At 56.3% G+C, this 16,327-nt stretch carries 16 protein-coding genes and 2 tRNA genes; 8 read left to right on the top strand and 10 right to left on the bottom strand.

The annotated features are described in order from the left end of the window. The first annotated feature begins 18 nt into the window (after positions 1–18). The 3 genes from GS630_RS07490 to uvrA all read left to right on the top strand — a co-directional run bounded on the left by GS630_RS07490 (position 19) and on the right by uvrA (position 3,254). Positions 19–95: transfer RNA gene (locus tag GS630_RS07490), tRNA-Asp, on the top strand. A 45-nt stretch (positions 96–140) separates the two neighbouring features. Continuing rightward, positions 141–217, top strand: a tRNA-Asp gene (locus GS630_RS07485). Between the two features lie 178 nt (positions 218–395). Further along, positions 396–3,254, top strand: a complete 2,859-nt coding sequence (gene uvrA / locus GS630_RS07480; protein WP_171711938.1) for an excinuclease ABC subunit UvrA — start codon at positions 396–398, stop codon at positions 3,252–3,254. Positions 3,255–3,270: 16 nt separating this feature from the next. Here the strand turns inward: uvrA and GS630_RS07475 are convergent, their stop codons facing one another. The 5 genes from GS630_RS07475 to GS630_RS07455 form a co-directional block, all read right to left on the bottom strand. After that, positions 3,271–3,594, bottom strand: a complete 324-nt coding sequence (locus GS630_RS07475; protein ID WP_245223152.1) for a hypothetical protein — start codon at positions 3,592–3,594, stop codon at positions 3,271–3,273. 106 nt (positions 3,595–3,700) lie between these two features. After that, a complete protein-coding gene (gene mmsB / locus GS630_RS07470) occupies positions 3,701–4,573 on the bottom strand; it encodes a 3-hydroxyisobutyrate dehydrogenase (RefSeq protein ID WP_171619112.1) in 873 nt (290 codons plus the stop codon). A gap of 3 nt (positions 4,574–4,576) precedes the next feature. Next, entirely contained in the window at positions 4,577–5,617 is a 1,041-nt protein-coding gene (locus GS630_RS07465; protein WP_171711936.1) for an enoyl-CoA hydratase/isomerase family protein, read from the bottom strand. Between the two features lie 7 nt (positions 5,618–5,624). Continuing rightward, positions 5,625–6,767 carry an acyl-CoA dehydrogenase family protein gene (locus tag GS630_RS07460; protein WP_171619108.1) on the bottom strand — a complete coding sequence of 381 codons (1,143 nt, stop codon included), beginning with the start codon at positions 6,765–6,767 and terminating at the stop codon, positions 5,625–5,627. 101 nt (positions 6,768–6,868) lie between these two features. After that, on the bottom strand, positions 6,869–7,984 hold the full coding sequence (locus GS630_RS07455) for a carboxylate-amine ligase (protein ID WP_171174274.1): 1,116 nt from the start codon (positions 7,982–7,984) through the stop codon (positions 6,869–6,871). Between the two features lie 137 nt (positions 7,985–8,121). Between GS630_RS07455 and GS630_RS07450 the strand changes: the two genes are divergently transcribed. After that, entirely contained in the window at positions 8,122–8,973 is an 852-nt protein-coding gene (locus GS630_RS07450) for a class I SAM-dependent methyltransferase (RefSeq protein ID WP_171174272.1), read from the top strand. 71 nt (positions 8,974–9,044) lie between these two features. Beyond that, positions 9,045–9,521: a fasciclin domain-containing protein gene (locus GS630_RS07445; RefSeq protein WP_050603486.1), complete on the top strand. Its 477-nt coding sequence runs from the start codon at positions 9,045–9,047 to the stop codon at positions 9,519–9,521. A gap of 66 nt (positions 9,522–9,587) precedes the next feature. Here GS630_RS07445 and GS630_RS07440 read toward each other — a convergent pair whose 3' ends face one another. Together GS630_RS07440 and GS630_RS07435 are read right to left on the bottom strand one after the other, a co-directional pair. After that, positions 9,588–10,172: a L,D-transpeptidase gene (locus GS630_RS07440; RefSeq protein WP_171089788.1), complete on the bottom strand. Its 585-nt coding sequence runs from the start codon at positions 10,170–10,172 to the stop codon at positions 9,588–9,590. 201 nt (positions 10,173–10,373) lie between these two features. Beyond that, complete coding sequence (locus GS630_RS07435; RefSeq protein WP_171174270.1) at positions 10,374–11,873, bottom strand: CoA-acylating methylmalonate-semialdehyde dehydrogenase; 1,500 nt, start codon at positions 11,871–11,873, stop codon at positions 10,374–10,376. Between the two features lie 104 nt (positions 11,874–11,977). Here GS630_RS07435 and GS630_RS07430 point away from each other — a divergent pair, with 104 nt between their 5' ends. The 3 genes from GS630_RS07430 (at position 11,978) to coaD (ending at position 13,956) form a co-directional block, all read left to right on the top strand. Beyond that, positions 11,978–12,880, top strand: coding sequence for a LysR family transcriptional regulator (locus GS630_RS07430; RefSeq protein ID WP_171174268.1), 903 nt, complete (start codon positions 11,978–11,980; stop codon positions 12,878–12,880). Positions 12,881–12,941: 61 nt separating this feature from the next. After that, complete coding sequence (locus GS630_RS07425; protein WP_171174266.1) at positions 12,942–13,379, top strand: CBS domain-containing protein; 438 nt, start codon at positions 12,942–12,944, stop codon at positions 13,377–13,379. Positions 13,380–13,464: 85 nt separating this feature from the next. After that, positions 13,465–13,956 (top strand): pantetheine-phosphate adenylyltransferase, encoded by a 492-nt coding sequence (gene coaD, locus GS630_RS07420; RefSeq protein WP_171174264.1) that lies wholly within the window; start codon positions 13,465–13,467, stop codon positions 13,954–13,956. Here coaD and gap (GS630_RS07415) read toward each other — a convergent pair. From gap (GS630_RS07415) to gap (GS630_RS07405), 3 genes are all read right to left on the bottom strand, one after another. Then, positions 13,948–14,952 carry a type I glyceraldehyde-3-phosphate dehydrogenase gene (gap, locus tag GS630_RS07415; protein WP_171234188.1) on the bottom strand — a complete coding sequence of 335 codons (1,005 nt, stop codon included), beginning with the start codon at positions 14,950–14,952 and terminating at the stop codon, positions 13,948–13,950. The two genes, coaD and gap (GS630_RS07415), sit on opposite strands and share 9 nt — an antisense overlap. 82 nt (positions 14,953–15,034) lie before the next feature. Continuing rightward, positions 15,035–15,178, bottom strand: a complete 144-nt coding sequence (locus GS630_RS07410; protein WP_171174254.1) for a hypothetical protein — start codon at positions 15,176–15,178, stop codon at positions 15,035–15,037. Positions 15,179–15,249: 71 nt separating this feature from the next. After that, positions 15,250–16,251 (bottom strand): type I glyceraldehyde-3-phosphate dehydrogenase, encoded by a 1,002-nt coding sequence (gene gap / locus GS630_RS07405; RefSeq protein ID WP_171174252.1) that lies wholly within the window; start codon positions 16,249–16,251, stop codon positions 15,250–15,252. Between the last annotated feature and the right edge of the window lie 76 nt (positions 16,252–16,327).

Here is a 16,327-nt window from a genome sequence, read left to right as displayed (position 1 = left end):
GCAATGAACGTGCAGCGGGCGGTTGTAGCTCAGTTGGTTAGAGTACCGGCCTGTCACGCCGGGGGTCGCGGGTTCGAGCCCCGTCAACCGCGCCATCGCTGCTTACCTTGGCCCAGGACAAGGGCCACGAAAATAGATGCGCGGTTGTAGCTCAGTTGGTTAGAGTACCGGCCTGTCACGCCGGGGGTCGCGGGTTCGAGCCCCGTCAACCGCGCCATTTTCCTCTTACTCTCAACCGATCGGCTTAAAAGCTTCGCAGCGAAGATCCCGATTAAGCAGCTGCGGTTTGATTTGCTCGGCTAAAACTCGTATGTTCACTAAATGTTCTAACTTTTCTGTTGGAGACTCAGGCAAGCTCGCCTATCTCTAAACCACTTGTTTCTTGGGGGCCGGAAATGGCTGAGCTGAAGAATATCGAGGTGCGCGGCGCGCGCGAGCATAACCTCAAAGGCATCGATGTTGATATCCCTCGGGATCAGCTGGTGGTGATCACCGGCTTGTCTGGTTCGGGCAAGTCCTCGCTGGCTTTTGATACCATCTATGCCGAAGGGCAGCGTCGCTATGTTGAAAGCCTGTCTGCCTATGCGCGGCAGTTCCTCGACATGATGGAAAAGCCCGATGTCGATCATATCAGCGGTCTGAGTCCGGCAATCTCCATTGAACAGAAGACAACGTCCAAGAACCCGCGTTCAACTGTTGGGACGGTTACGGAAATCTATGACTATATGCGCCTGCTGTTCGCACGCGCTGGAACCCCCTATAGCCCGGCGACCGGACAGCCGATCGAGGCGCAGCAGGTACAAGACATGGTCGACCGGATCATGACGATGGAGGAGGGCACGCGAGGTTACCTGCTGGCCCCCATCGTGCGAGATCGCAAGGGTGAGTACAAAAAAGAATTCCTGGAGTTGCGCAAGCAAGGCTTTCAGCGCGTCAAGGTCGATGGTGAGTTCTACGAACTGGATGAACCGCCGACGCTGGACAAGAAATTCCGCCACGACATCGATGTCGTGGTGGATCGACTGGTTGTCCGAGAGGGTATGGAGACCCGCTTGGCCGACAGCCTGCGCACAGCCTTGGATCTGGCTGACGGTATTGCGATTCTGGAAACTGCCCCGCGTGAGGGTGACCCAGAGCGGATCACCTTTAGCGAGAACTTTGCCTGCCCGGTCAGCGGGTTTACCATCCCCGAGATCGAACCGCGCCTGTTTTCCTTCAACGCGCCATTTGGGGCTTGCCCCGATTGTGATGGCTTGGGGGTCGAGTTGTTCTTTGACGAGCGGCTTGTGGTGCCCGATCAGTCGCTGAAACTCTATGACGGGGCCTTGGCGCCGTGGCGCAAGGGTAAGTCTCCGTATTTCCTTCAGACCATCGAAGCCATTGCACGGCATTACGAGTTCGACAAGAACACACCATGGAAAGACCTGCCCCAGAAGGTGCAGCAGGTGTTCCTGCGCGGCTCTGGCGATGAAGAGATCCAGTTCCGCTATGACGAAGGCGGACGCGTTTATCAGGTGACGCGCAGTTTCGAAGGCGTGATCCCGAATATGGAGCGCCGCTATCGTGAAACTGACAGCGCTTGGATTCGCGAGGAATTTGAACGGTACCAGAACAACCGTCCATGCGGCACATGTGAGGGGTATCGCCTGCGGCCCGAGGCGCTGGCGGTCAAGATCGCGGGCCTGCATGTCGGGCAAGTGGTGCAGATGTCGATCCGGGAAGCTCTGGCCTGGATTGAGGACGCGCCGAACCATCTGAGCGCCCAGAAGAATGAAATCGCGCGCGCCATTTTGAAGGAGATTCGCGAACGACTTGGGTTTCTGAATAATGTTGGTTTGGAATACCTTACGCTTTCGCGTTCAAGTGGGACACTGTCGGGCGGGGAAAGCCAGCGTATTCGTTTGGCTAGCCAAATTGGCTCGGGTCTGACAGGAGTTCTTTACGTGTTGGACGAGCCTTCTATCGGCTTGCATCAGCGTGACAATGACCGGTTGCTGGGAACGCTCAAGAACCTGCGGGATCAGGGCAACACGGTAATTGTTGTAGAACATGACGAGGAGGCCATCCGAGAGGCCGATTATGTGTTCGACATTGGCCCCGGAGCGGGTGTGCACGGGGGGCAGGTCGTCAGTCACGGTACGCCGGCGGACATTACGGGTGATGCTGCCTCTATCACCGGGCAATATTTGGCCGGGACCCGGGAAATCGCGGTTCCGGCTGAACGGCGCGCGGGCAAGAAGCAGAAAGTGACTGTGGTGAAAGCCACTGGTAACAACCTCAAGAACGTCACGGCTGAATTTCCCTTGGGCAAATTTGTCTGTGTGACAGGGGTGTCTGGCGGCGGCAAGTCCACGCTGACGATTGAGACGTTGTTCAAAACCGCATCGATGCGCCTAAATGGTGCGCGACAGACTCCAGCGCCGTGTGAGACGATCAAGGGGCTTGAGCACCTGGACAAGGTTATCGATATCGACCAACGCCCGATCGGGCGAACTCCGCGTTCGAATCCAGCCACTTACACCGGGGCCTTCACGCCGATCAGAGACTGGTTTGCGGGTTTGCCCGAGGCGAAAGCGCGTGGGTACAAACCTGGTCGTTTCAGTTTCAACGTTAAGGGAGGCCGGTGCGAAGCCTGTCAGGGTGACGGTGTCATCAAGATCGAAATGCACTTTCTGCCTGATGTCTACGTTACCTGCGAGACGTGCAAAGGCGCGCGCTACAACCGCGAGACCCTTGAGATCAAGTTCAAGGGCAAGTCCATCGCTGATGTGCTTGATTTGACGGTGGAAGACGCGCAGGAGTTCTTCAAGGCTGTGCCGTCGATCCGCGATAAGATGGACGCTTTGGCCCGCGTTGGGCTGGGCTATATCAAGGTCGGTCAGCAGGCCACCACGCTATCCGGTGGCGAGGCGCAACGCGTGAAGCTGTCCAAGGAATTGTCGAAACGGTCAACCGGGCGAACGCTCTATATCCTAGATGAACCGACCACGGGTTTGCATTTTGAAGACGTACGCAAGCTATTGGAAGTGCTGCATGAGTTGGTCGATCAGGGGAACACGGTTGTTGTGATCGAGCACAATCTGGACGTGGTGAAAACTGCAGATCACATCATCGACATTGGTCCCGAAGGCGGCGATGGCGGAGGTGAGATAGTGGCTACGGGCACACCCGAAGATGTCGCCACAGTCGAGCGCAGTCATACCGGTCGCTATCTGAAATCGATGTTAGACAACGCGCGCGTTGCTGCTGAATAGGCTTAGCGCCTTCAGATCAGTTCAGAATATCGGCAACCGCACCGATCAGGTTCAAGACTTTGCGTGTGTCTGGGTCGACCCGGTACACGTAGTCACCCGCGCGAATGTAGGAATAGTTTCGGTTCAGCCCATAACGGTACGGATTGTCTACCCATCGATAGTCGTTGCGGATGAAATCGCCGTTCCGATAGATCTTTTTTGCTTGCCCGGGAGGCACGCAAGGAATGGACTTCTTGGCTAAACCCGGTGGGCAATGCCCGTTTTTGTTTTTTGCCACGGCTGTAACAGGTACAAGCGTCATCGCCACAAGCATCGCTGTAGTCACCAGGTATCTTGTCATGTCACTTTCCCTTGCGAACAGGCTGAAGACGCCTCGGAACATGACTGGATAGATGGCCCCTTGCCGATTGTCTGTCAAATGGCTGGGCAAGAGGCCGCCGAATTGCCTATTCGCGCCCTCGTTTTTCAAAGCGTGGCAGCATCGCGCTGAAGTCGCGGCCCAATCCGTCTTCATTTTCAACAAATTGTTCATATAGCGAAGTCGCGACCTGACCCATCGGTGTATCCGCATCAGCGCTGTCTGCTGCTTGCTGGCTGAGACGCAGGTCCTTTAGCATGAGCTCGGCGGCGAATCCGGGCGTGTAGTCATTGTCAGCAGGGCTTTGCGGGCCAACGCCGGGGGCAGGGCAATAGGCATTCATCGTCCAGCTATAGCCTGACGATGTACTGACGACATCGAACATCTTTTGCCGGTCCAATCCCAGTTTGTCTGCCAGTGCAAAAGCCTCGCAGGTGGCAATCATGGTGACGCCAAGGATCATATTGTTGCAGATCTTGGCGGCTTGTCCGGCCCCGGCTTCGCCACAGTGAACCGCTTTTTGTCCCATGATCTCGAACAGCGGTGCAGCTTTGGCGAATGCGGCTTCCGATCCGCCGGCCATGAACGTTAACGTACCTGCCGCTGCACCGCCGATACCGCCGGAAACCGGCGCATCCACGGACAAAAGTCCGGCTCCCATAGCCTGATCCGCAACCGCACGCGCGCTGTCCACGTCAACCGTCGAGCAGTCGATTAACACAGCCTCTTTCGACATGGCGGGAATGACCTGATCCGCAACGGCCCTTAGAATAGCGCCGTTTGGCAGCATGGTGATGACCGCATCAGCACCCGCGACCGCGTCAGACGCCGTTTCGACGTGGGTGACACCTTCCACGGTGACGCCAGCCGTATCAAACCCCAGAACCTGATGCCCGGCTTTTGCCAGGTTGGCCGCCATAGGCGCGCCCATATTTCCCAGCCCAATGAAACCGATCTGCATCTTTTAGTCCTCCTCAAATGTCAGGGTATCCGCGCCCAGCGGTTGCAGTATTTTCGAAACGGCCGTCAAAGGGACGTTCATATCGGCAAACTGCCAGTTCGGGCTGCGGTCTTTATCGATGATTTGCGCGCGGATACCTTCCAGAAAGTCACCGTGTTCCATCGACCGGTGGGTGAAACGGTATTCCAACTCCAGGGCGCGCCGTATGGACAAAGTGAGGCTGCGCAGACGGTGCAGCATTTCAACCGTACAGGCCGTGGAAAGGGGGGCGCTTTTTCCCAGAGTCGCTAGGGTTTTCTGTGAAAACTCGTGGTCGCTGTTGCGCAGGCTTGTCACGATGTCGCCTAGTGTTTCGCCCGAGAAATGCTGATCAATGTCGGCCTGCAACTCGGCCAGTTCTCCGGCGGGTGGTGTTTCGGCATGTTGTGAAATCAGTTCTGCGTCGCCAGAGGCTTCAAGCATCTCAATCAGATCGGACCAGTGCGATTGAGGGATGTAATGGTCCGCGAACCCTGCCAGAATTGCATCCGCAGGGCCCATTCGGAACCCAGTCGTTCCCAAAAACTCGCCCAACCGACCGGGGGCGAGGGCCAGCATGAGCGAACCGCCGACATCCGGTACCAAACCAATCGAGCATTCTGGCATCGCGATTTTGGAGCTTTCCCCGACAACGCGATGGCTGCCATGGCACCCGATGCCGACACCGCCGCCCATGGTAAAGCCCTGAAGAAAGCTGATGACCGGCTTGGGATATTCGAAGATCATCGCATTCAGACGGTACTCGTCACGCCAGAATGTCTGCCCATAGGCATAGTCGCCCTTGGTCCCGGTTTCGTAGAGCTCGGCGATGTCTCCGCCTGCGCAAAAGGCTTTTTCACCTTCGGCGTCCAGAATGATCAGGTCAACGGCATCGTCTTCGCGCCAGTTGCGCATCGCCGCGTCGATGGCCATGCACATCTCGTAGCTCATTGCGTTCAAAGCATGTTGGCGGGTCAAGGTGATGCGTCCGGCACGGCCTGTGATGCGGATTTCAATGTCTGACATGGGGCCCTCAGCGGTTGGCAAGCATCTGACGCGATACGATCACACGCATAATCTCATTTGTGCCTTCCAATATCTGATGCACCCGAAGATCGCGCACAAGCTTTTCAATGCCGTAGTCGGCAAGATAGCCATAACCACCATGCAGCTGCAGGCACTGATCCACCACCTTCGATCCGGTTTCGGTCACGAATTTTTTGGCCATGGCGCAGAACTTAGTGGCGTCGGGCGCGCCGTTATCTAGTTTCCAAGCGGCTTGACGCAGAAAGGTCCGTGCGGCTTGTAGTTCAATCTCCATATCTGCCAGGCGGAACTGAAGGGCCTGGAACTGGTCGATGGATTGGCCAAACGCCTTGCGTTCGGACATGTATTGCAACGTCATATCCAAACCGGTCTGCGCGGCACCAAGGGAACAGGCCGCGATGTTCAGTCGCCCGCCGTCGAGGCCCATCATGGCATATTTGAAACCGTCGCCTTCGCTGCCGACAAGATTGCCTGCCGGGATTTTGCAATCATCGAACTGCACCTGCGCGGTGGGCTGACTTTTCCAGCCCATTTTCTCTTCCAGTGCTCCAAAGCTAAGACCCGGAGTTCCGTCCTCGACATAAACGGTTGAGATGCCCTTGGGGCCATCCTGACCGGTGCGCACCATGCATACATAGGCATCGGAGTACCCACCGCCCGAGATGAATGCCTTGGTGCCGTTCAACGTATAGCCTTCGTTCGTGCGTACGGCGCGTGTCTTCAAGGACGCTGCGTCCGAGCCGGAACCGGGTTCGGTGAGGCAATAGCTCAGCACCGTGTTGAGGCTGAGAACATCGGGCATGATGCGTGCCTTGAGGTCTTCATCCGCAAAATTGTCCAACATCTTGGCGCACATGTTGTGGATTGACAGGAATGCCGCGACCGAAGGGCAGGCCATCGACAACGCCTCGAATACCAAGGTGGCATCCAGGCGGGTCAGGTTCGAACCGCCGCTGTCCTCGGATACATACAAAGCCCCAAAGCCAAGCTCGCCGATCTGTGGCCACAAGGTTTTTGGAATGGTGCCATCGGATTCCCACTGCCGCGCAAAGGGTGCGATATTTTCCTGCCCAAACGAATATGCCATGTCGAAAATGGCTGTCTGTTCCTCGCTGAGTGCGAAATCCATGGCGTTCCCTCCCGTCGGCAATGAATTGAACGGTTGTTTATTTCCGAATTCTTACAGAAATTTTGCAGGTTCAACAATGGGGCGCAAAACGCTGGAGCAGTCTAGAGATCCGCGTGGAATTCCTCGATCAGATGGCGCACGACTGCTTGCCCGGGATCGTCCCCGCGCGCGACGGCCTCGGCGTGGACACGGCGTTGACGGGTGGCCGAAGTGCCGTTTTCGGCGATCTGCCGTAACCGCGCAAGTTCGGTCATCGTTCCAAGCGCTTCGGTGTCTTCCGCCAACAACCCCATAAGGTCGCCGATCAGTTCGGACATCGGCTTGACCGAGCGGTCGCCGAAGTCAATCAATCCTTCGCCCACGCCATAACGCTGCGCACGCCAACGGTTTTCTCCGATCAGGAAGCGATCATATTGCCGCCAACGCAGGTTGCGGTCTTTCAGTCGACACAACATTCGGGTCAGTGCCTGGACGAGTGCCGCCAGGGACAACGTGTGCTCCAGCCGGGGTTGCACGTCCATGATCCGGGTTTCAAGCGTAGGGAAACGATGCGACGGGCGCAGGTCCCACCATATCTTGGTCGTGTCCTCGATCACGCCCAGTTCGACGAGTATACCTGTGGTGCGTTCATACTCAGCCCAACTGCCAAAAACTGGGGGCAGGCCGGTTCGGGGAAGGTTGTCGAACACGGTCAAGCGATATGAGGATAGGCCGGTATCTTCGCCGTTCCAAAAGGGTGAGGATGTGGACAAGGCCAAAAGATGGGGCAAAAAGTAAGACAGCTGCGGCATCAGATCGGCGCGCAGGGCGGGGTCTTCGACCCCCACGTGTACATGCATCCCGCAGATCAGCATCCGACGTGCTACGCCACCTAACGCGTGTTGCAAGGCGTCATATCGTTCCTTGCGGGTGTGATGTTGATCTTTCCAATTGGCGAAGGGATGACAGGATACAGCGATCGGGGACAGATTGTATTCGGCAGCTCGTTTCGACACGCAGGATCGCAGGCGTTTGAGGTCTTCCCGCGCCGAGGCTATGGTTGTGTGCGGGCGCGTGCCGACTTCAATCTGACATTGCAGGAACTCGGGGCTGACCTGACCTTCGAAATCATTCTGGCAGGCCTCCATCAGCGCTCCGGGGGCCTCTGACAATTGCAGGCTGTCGCGATCCACCAGAAGATACTCTTCTTCAATGCCCAGTGTGAATTCTTGCTGCATGGAGCCCCCTTTGGCTGTCGTAAGTTTCAGTGAATACGGAAATTTGCCTTTTGCCAAGGGTTTGCCCGGCTTGTCCTTGCACTGGTACGGGCGGCAATTGTAAGGAACGGATCAGCACAGAACGTGGAGCCAACGCCGTGAAACCCAGAAAATTCCCAAAGATCAACGCAGCCTTGGATGAGTTGGGAGTGAAACTGGTTGATACAGTCACGGATCAAGATGAACGTGCGAGGCTTGAATCGTTTGAGGCCGCCGGGGGGTTGACGCGTCCGGCCTATGCCTTGTCACCAGGCATGGAAGGGTTCGACATCTCGCAATTGGTGGCGGAATATAACCGTCACAAGGCGGATTTACAGGCGTTAAAAGACCCTGCGCGTACTCAGACCGGCTATCGCACGGGTAACGGTTATTACGACAGCCCGGATGCGGATGCCCTGTATCTGATGATCCGCCGCTTTCAGCCCAAACGCGTGATCGAGGTGGGGTGCGGGAACTCAACCCGCGTGACCCGGCAAGCGATTATTGACGGCGGGTTGGACACCACGATCACTGCCATTGACCCATACCCTCGTGCCGACATTGCCCATGTCGTGGACCACTTCGAACAAAAACGTCTTGAAGAAGTTGACCCATCGCTTTTTGCCGAGCTTGAAGCCGGAGATGTTCTGTTCATCGATTCAAGCCACGTTGTGCGGATGAGCAATGACGTCGCCCATCTGTTCTGCCGCATCATTCCAGCGCTGAAACCCGGTGTGGTCATTCATGTACACGATGTTTTTCTGCCCTACGAATATCCCAAGCGTTTCTTCTATGATTGTCCGGGCTGGGGCGAGCAGTACATGCTGCACGCATTGTTACAATCTGGTTCGTATTCAATGCTTTGGCCGGGTTATTACCTGCAACAAGACCGCCCTGATGCGGTCGCTGCGTTGCCTTTTCTGACAGAAGGGCGCGCGCAGAGCATTTGGGTTCAGCGCAAAGAAAATTGATCTCAGAGTGATCCAGTGCGGCAAAAGGTCCGTAACCCTTTCCATAACACGCTGGAGAGGAGAAGACAGCTATGTTCCGTCGCACATTCATGGGCGCAGCCGCCGCACTTGCATTTGCCATGCCGCTGAAGGCGCAAGCCGCAGACATCGTCGACACTGCCGTTGCTGCAGGTTCGTTTAACACCCTGGTCGCTGCCGTTCAGGCTGCGGGTCTGGTAGATACCCTGAAAGGCGATGGCCCGTTCACCGTCTTTGCCCCGACGGATGAAGCATTTGCTGCTCTGCCCGAAGGCACCGTTGAGTCACTTCTGCTGCCCGAGAACAAGGATCAGCTTGTGTCGATCCTGACTTATCATGTGGTTCCGGCCAAAGTCATGTCTGGTGACATCGCTGGCAAACGCGCCAAGGTTTTGACCGTTCAGGGCGAACGCTTGAGCGTAAATGCGAAAAATGGCGTAAAAGTAAACGATGCCAAAGTGGTACAGGCTGACATCGAAGCCAGCAATGGCGTCATTCATGTGGTCGATGCAGTGATCCTGCCGGAATAATCTGCACCCAGAAGATACCAAAGCCCCGGCGATTGTCCGGGGCTTTTGCGTTTTACGATCAGCAAATCAGACCAGACGCACCTGAGTCCCAATCTGAACAAGCGGATACAATTCTTCCACGTGTTGATTGTAGAGTCCGATACAGCCGGACGAGCTCTGACGGCCAATTTTGCGCGTGTCATGGGTTCCGTGAACAAGGTAGGCTGGCCAGCCCAGATACATGGCGCGGGTGCCCAATGGGTTTCCGGGGTCGCCACCTTCCATCCGAACCGGCAATGACGGATCCCGCTCGCGCATGGAAGCAGTCGGCGTCCAGCTTGGGAATTCGGTTTTGCGTACGACTTTTGTGTAACCGCGTTTGGTGAGTTCCTCACTCATCGGAACCGAACTTGGGTAAAGCTTATACGTTCCGTCCGGGCTCCAATAATGCACGGCGCGGCTTGTGATATCGGCCAGCAGGCAGCCAACACCAAGCTCATCAAAGTGATCCTGCCAGTTCTGTTGCGAGAACGAGGACACGTTGCGGCGCACTGGCAATTGCGTGCTGATGGCGTCTTCTGTTTCTGGGAAAGCATCTGTGCTTTGTGCCCGAACAAGGGCAGGGGTTGCCACCAATGATGCTGCGCCCAACAGGGCGGAACGACGGGTCATACGGGAATGGGACAAGACTGCCTCCGATAATTTCACTGCTCGGTACACACTTCCCGACAAAATATTTTGCTTTGATGAGTTTTTCCAGAGTATCAAAGCTGAATTTCTCGTGAGATTGGCACGTGAGCCTGCTTATCGGCGGAAAAATGCAAAACCCGGCCCAAGATAAGGCCGGGTTTGTCAGCGTAATGATCGTTCCAATCAGTCCATGGCTTTGAAGTTGAACTCGCCACCTTCTTTGATGCCCGACGGCCAGCGCGAGGTCACGGTTTTGGTTCGGGTGTAGAATTTGAAGCTGTCAGGGCCGTGCTGGTTCAAGTCACCAAACATCGATTTCTTCCAGCCACCAAAGGTGTGATAGGCCAGCGGAACCGGGATCGGCACGTTGATGCCAACCATGCCGATATTGATCCGGCTGGCAAAATCACGCGCGGTGTCACCGTCACGGGTGAAAATCGCGGTTCCGTTGCCATATTCATGGTCCATCGCCAGCTTCAGCGCCTCTTCATACGAACCGGCGCGTACGGTGGACAGGACCGGGCCAAAGATTTCCTGTTTGTAGATGTCCATGTCCGGGGTGACATGGTCGAAGAGGTGGGGGCCAACAAAAAAGCCATCTTCATAGCCCTGCAGGCTGAAGTCACGGTTGTCGACAACCAGCTTGGCGCCTTGCTCAACACCCGAGTTGATCAGACCTAGGATGCGTTCTTTTGCGGCCCCGGTGACGACCGGACCCATATCGACATCATCACCGGCCGTGTAAGGGCCGACTTTCAGCTTTTCGACACGCGGGATCAGCTTTTCGATCAGCTTGTCCGCAGTTTCTTCACCAACGGGAACCGCGACCGAGATTGCCATGCAGCGTTCGCCTGCCGCTCCAAATCCGGCACCAACCAGAGCGTCAGCCGCCTGATCTAAGTCAGCGTCGGGCATGACGATCATGTGGTTCTTGGCACCGCCAAAACACTGGGCGCGTTTGCCGTTGGCGGTTGCGCGGCTGTAGATATATTGCGCAATCGGGGTAGAACCCACAAAGCTGACACCCTGGATGATTTCGCTGTCGAGGATCGTATCAACGGCTTCTTTGTCACCGTTCACGACCTGGAACACACCTTTGGGCAGACCGGCTTCGATGAAGAGTTCAGCCAGCATCAGCGGAACCGACGGGTCACGCTCGGACGGTTTCAGGACCACGGCGTTCCCACAAGCCAGCGCCGGTCCAACATGCCAAAGCGGCATCATGGCGGGGAAGTTGAAGGGCATGATCGAACCCACGACACCCAAAGGCTGGCGCATCGAATACATGTCTATGCCGGGGCCTGCGCTGTCGGTGAACTCGCCCTTAAGCATCTGTGGCGCGCCGATGCAGTATTCAATCACTTCCAGACCGCGCTGCAAGTCGCCTTTGGCATCGGGGATGGTTTTACCATGCTCGCGGCTTAGCGCTTCGGCCAGCTTGTCCATGTCGCGGTTCATCAAGCCAACCATGGCCATCATGACGCGCGCACGTTTCTGCGGGTTGGTTGCGCCCCATGCGGGCTGGGCCGCTGCTGCCGCTTCAATTGCTGCCGTGGTTTCTGCCGCGCTGGCCATTGGGCATTTGTATTGAACTTCGCCCGTCGCCGGGTTGTAAACGTCGTCGAAACGACCGGATGTACCGGCGACCATTTCGCCGTTCAGGAAATGGGTCAGATCTTGCATCAATAGCTCCTCCGATAGATTTGCGCGCAGAATAGGCTTGCAGAAATCCCGCGAACAGAGGCAATGTCTCAAAGGAGTTTTGCAAAAATGCAAAAGAGTGTGAGATGACCCCAAACTGGGACGATATGCGGATTTTTCTGGCCGTGGCACGCGAAGAAAGCTTGTCTTCTGCTGGTCGTATCCTGAAAATTGATCCTGCCACTGTCGGGCGTCGTGTGGCGCGGCTCGAATCCACTTTGGATTCTTCGTTGTTTACCAAGTCCCAGCAAGGCTATGTTCTGACACCGGCTGGGCAACGTCTTTTAGAGCACGGGCTACACGCCGAAGAGGCGATGCGTGCCGCTGCCGGAGCTGTCACCGGACCGACCAAATCACTCAGCGGACAAATCAGGATCGGCGCACCGGATGGCAGCGCCAATTACCTGCTGCCGCAGGTCTGCGCAAAAATCAGCGATGCGAACCCTGATCTGGACATTCAGATTCTTGCACTTCCGCGGGTAATCAACTTGTCCCGGCGCGAGGCGGACATGGCTGTGACAGTCAGTGCGCCAACAGCCGGCCAACTGCGTGTGAAAAAGATCAGTGACTATAAACTGCATATGGTTGCGACCGAAAACTATCTGCACCGACATGGTCCGATCCGCTCTGTCACAGACCTGAAAGGGCACAGGTTGATCGGCTATATCCCCGACATGATCTTCGACCGCGAGCTGGATTACCTGAACGACATTGGTATTGACCGTGTCGCGCTTGCATCGAACTCGGTCTCGGTCCAATTGCGGCAGGTCACGCTGGGAACCGGGGTCTGCGTGGCCCATGATTTCACGCTACCCTTCCATCCCGATCTGCGGAAAATCCTGACGGATCAAGTGAGTTTGACGCGCAGTTTCTATCTTGTGCGGCATGAAGGTGACCAACGCAACGAACGGTTGAACCGCTTTGCCGAAGCTCTGACGCGCGGCATTCGCGAGGAAGTGCTTCGTTTGGAAGCAGTGGCCGACGCTTGACAGGTCACGACAATCGCGCAACGCTTTGGAATAAGTGTGATTATTTCCGGAGGTATTCTTCATGCTAGTACAGGCCATCCTGAAGTCTAAGGCGACCGATGGTGTCGTGACCGTGGCGTCGACAGCGACTGTCTCAGAGGCCTCGAAGATTCTTGCGGAGAAGCGTATCGGTACAGTCGTGGTTTCCGACGATGGTGGCGAAACCGCTGCAGGTATATTGTCGGAACGTGACATCGTTCGAGAATTGGCGGCCAGCGGCAGTGGCTGTCTGAACCAGCCAGTAAAGTCTTACATGACGCAGGACCTTGTGACAGCGACGCGTCAGACCACAGTTGAGGACATCATGTCACAAATGACGGAAGGGCGTTTCCGCCATATGCCGGTTGTTGAAGATGGCAAACTTGTTGGCATCGTAACGTTGGGCGATGTGGTGAAGGCCCAGCTTTCCGAATTGGCCATGGAAAAAGACGCTTTGGAAAGCATGATAATGGGCCACTAGCGGCCAGAGCTGCCAAAGCAATCACTTGCACCTGCAGCAAAGTTGTGTTTGCTTGCGCAGAAATTTTGTTGCGCAGGAGGGCGTGATGCGGGTTGGATTGTATCCTGGAACCTTTGATCCCATCACAATGGGCCACATCGATATCATTCGTCGGGCGGCAGCTTTGGTCGACAAGCTGGTCATTGGTGTTGCCATCAACCGGGATAAAGGACCTTTGTTCTCGTTAGAAGAGCGCGTGGCCATGATTGAAGCCGAATGTTCCCAGCTTTCTGAACAGACCGGGACCGAGATTGTCGCGCATCCGTTTGAAAACCTGCTGATCGATTGCGCGCGGGATGTCGGGGCGCAGATCATTGTGCGTGGCTTGCGCGCTGTTGCCGACTTTGAGTACGAATTTCAGATGGTTGGAATGAACCGTGCATTGGACGATTCAATCGAGACCGTCTTTTTGATGGCAGAAGCGCGCCATCAGGCAATTGCCTCGAAACTGGTCAAGGAAATCGCCCGATTGAATGGGGACGTGTCGAAGTTCGTCACGCCCCGCGTCAACGCCGCGCTGAAAGAACGCTTAGGCTAGGGTGCCCATTGCTGCGGCCGTGTCCAGCATCCGGTTCGAGAAGCCCCATTCATTGTCATACCAGGCCAGTACGCGAACAAGTGTGCCATCGGTGACTTTGGTTTCGGCCAGCGACACCGTCGAGCTGTGCGGGTCGTGATTGAAGTCAACGGAAACCAGCGGCCGGTTTTCAGCAGCCAATACGCCGGGGATTTTTGCTGCGGCATCGATGAACAGCTGATTTACCTCTTCTTCGGTGGTTGGGCGGGATACTTCAGCCACCAAGTCAACGACTGAAACGTTCGGGGTAGGGACGCGGATCGCCTGACCCGTCAGTTTGCCTTGCAGTTGCGGCAGCACCAAGCCAACGGCGGCAGCCGCGCCGGTTGTGGTGGGGATCATCGACAACGCCGCGGCGCGTGACAGGTAAGGGTCTTTTCCAACTAAGTCATGTACGGGCTGGCTGGCCGTATAGGCGTGGACAGTCGTCATATTACCATGCTTGATGCCAAGCCCCGCATCCAGGGCAGCAGCGACCGGCGAAAGGCAGTTGGTGGTGCAGGATGCGTTCGACACGACCAGGTCTTCGGCGGTCAGTTCGTGATCGTTTACACCAAACACGACGGTCTTGATGTTGCCATCACCGCGGGCCGGGGCCGAGATCAGAACCTTTTTCGAGCCGTTTTTGAAGTGACGCTCAGCGGCCTCTCGCGTACGGAACACACCGGTGCATTCCAGAACGACATCAATATCCGACCAAGGTAGGTCTTCGGGGTTGCGTTCGCTGGTCAGGCGGATCGGCCCACGACCAACGTCCAAACCTGCGTCGCTGAGTGTAACCGGGTTGGCGTAGCGACCATGCACGCTGTCGAACTCAAACAGATGTGCGTTCATGTCAGGTTTGCCCAGATCGTTGATCGCCACGATTTCAACGTCTGTGCGACCGCTTTCCATCACTGCGCGCAGAACCCCGCGCCCAATCCGTCCAAATCCGTTGATGGCAAGTTTCAGGGTCATGGTCTGCTCCGTCGGAAAACCTATATCAGATTAGTTAGCGCTAACAACTCCAGATCAGCGAAAGAGTCAAGAGAAACCTCGATCAGCGCCAGAAGGCGAGCCAGTCCAAAAATTCGTAGAGCTTCTTGGCAAGGAACAGCAGGTGGTCGCCGCCGTACAGGGTCATATCCAGCATTGCGCCCCCAAGCAGTAGGATGCCGAGCCAGATGGCGATAAGATTGGTCATGGCCGTTCCGAACAAAAATGCCCGCCCAGATAACCTGAGCGGGCATTAAGGTACAAGCGAAGTCCGAATGGTCAGTTAAGACGCCCCATCGCTACGGCCACGTCGGCCATACGGACTGAGAAGCCCCATTCGTTGTCATACCAGGCCAGAACACGGACCAGGCGATTGTCTACAACGCGGGTCTGATCCGGTGCGAAGATAGAGCTTTCTTCGGTGTGGTTGAAATCTGTTGAGACCAGCGGTGCGGGCTCAAAACCTAGTACGCGCTGCATTGGGCCTTTGGCAGCTTCTTCGACGATAGCGTTGACTTCCTCGACGGTTACATCGCGCGCGGCACGGAAGGTCAGGTCTACAGCAGAGACATTCGGAGTGGGGACGCGGATCGCGGACCCGTCCAGACGGCCTTTCAGGTTCGGCAAAACTTCGCCCAACGCCTTGGCGGCTCCGGTCGACGTCGGGATCATCGACATAGCTGCGGCACGGGCGCGGTACAGGTCGCTGTGGCGACGGTCCAGTGTCGGCTGGTCGCCGGTATAGGCGTGGATGGTGGTCATAATGCCGTTTTCAATACCGACGCCTTCGTCAAGTACCTTGGCCAACGGGGCCAGGCAGTTGGTGGTGCAAGAGCCGTTCGATACCATGTTGTCATTGGCGGTCAGCGTATTGTGGTTCACGCCGAAGACGATGGTCTTGTCGACATTCTTGCCCGGAGCGGACAGCAGAACCTTTCCGGCACCGCGCTCAAGGTGGGTTTTCGCCTTGGTGCCGTCGTTGAACTTGCCTGTGCATTCCAGAACGACGTCGCAGCCTTCCCAGTCCAGCTCGTTCATGTCGTAGGTTGAGAACATCTGCATCGGGCCGCGACCCAGATCCATCGTGTTTCCGTCAATGGAGACTTCGCGCGGGAAACGCCCGTGAACACTGTCGTATTTCAAAAGGTGCGCCGAGGTTTCCAATGGGCCGGTGGCGTTGACTTTGATCACTTCGATGTCGTTACGCCCCGAAGCGGCGATGTGCGACAGGGTGCAGCGGCCAATACGGCCAAAACCATTGATACCGACCTTGATGGTCATATGACGTCTCCAGATGCGCTTGCTTTGTGGGCCATATAGCGGCGAAATGGGAATCTCAAAAGGGCAAAAACGGCAT

Source organism: Ruegeria sp. HKCCD7303 (assembly GCF_013111185.1).
Classification (GTDB): domain Bacteria; phylum Pseudomonadota; class Alphaproteobacteria; order Rhodobacterales; family Rhodobacteraceae; genus Ruegeria.
Note: the sequence above shows the minus strand (reverse complement) of the source record. Positions and strands in the feature narration are given on the sequence as shown.

Bases quoted from the DNA above. Each gene is read 5' to 3' on its own strand.
- GS630_RS07430 (WP_171174268.1), top strand. From the start codon at position 11,978: ATGACCCCAAACTGGGACGATATGCGGATTTTTCTGGCCGTGGCACGC.
- GS630_RS07475 (WP_245223152.1), bottom strand. From the start codon at position 3,594: ATGACAAGATACCTGGTGACTACAGCGATGCTTGTGGCGATGACGCTT.
- mmsB (WP_171619112.1), bottom strand. From the start codon at position 4,573: ATGCAGATCGGTTTCATTGGGCTGGGAAATATGGGCGCGCCTATGGCG.
- GS630_RS07465 (WP_171711936.1), bottom strand. From the start codon at position 5,617: ATGTCAGACATTGAAATCCGCATCACAGGCCGTGCCGGACGCATCACC.
- coaD (WP_171174264.1), top strand. From the start codon at position 13,465: ATGCGGGTTGGATTGTATCCTGGAACCTTTGATCCCATCACAATGGGC.
- GS630_RS07460 (WP_171619108.1), bottom strand. From the start codon at position 6,767: ATGGATTTCGCACTCAGCGAGGAACAGACAGCCATTTTCGACATGGCA.
- gap (WP_171234188.1), bottom strand. From the start codon at position 14,952: ATGACCCTGAAACTTGCCATCAACGGATTTGGACGGATTGGGCGCGGG.
- uvrA (WP_171711938.1), top strand. From the start codon at position 396: ATGGCTGAGCTGAAGAATATCGAGGTGCGCGGCGCGCGCGAGCATAAC.
- GS630_RS07440 (WP_171089788.1), bottom strand. From the start codon at position 10,172: ATGACCCGTCGTTCCGCCCTGTTGGGCGCAGCATCATTGGTGGCAACC.
- GS630_RS07445 (WP_050603486.1), top strand. From the start codon at position 9,045: ATGTTCCGTCGCACATTCATGGGCGCAGCCGCCGCACTTGCATTTGCC.
- gap (WP_171174252.1), bottom strand. From the start codon at position 16,251: ATGACCATCAAGGTCGGTATCAATGGTTTTGGCCGTATTGGCCGCTGC.
- GS630_RS07435 (WP_171174270.1), bottom strand. From the start codon at position 11,873: ATGCAAGATCTGACCCATTTCCTGAACGGCGAAATGGTCGCCGGTACA.
- GS630_RS07410 (WP_171174254.1), bottom strand. From the start codon at position 15,178: ATGACCAATCTTATCGCCATCTGGCTCGGCATCCTACTGCTTGGGGGC.
- GS630_RS07455 (WP_171174274.1), bottom strand. From the start codon at position 7,984: ATGCAGCAAGAATTCACACTGGGCATTGAAGAAGAGTATCTTCTGGTG.
- GS630_RS07425 (WP_171174266.1), top strand. From the start codon at position 12,942: ATGCTAGTACAGGCCATCCTGAAGTCTAAGGCGACCGATGGTGTCGTG.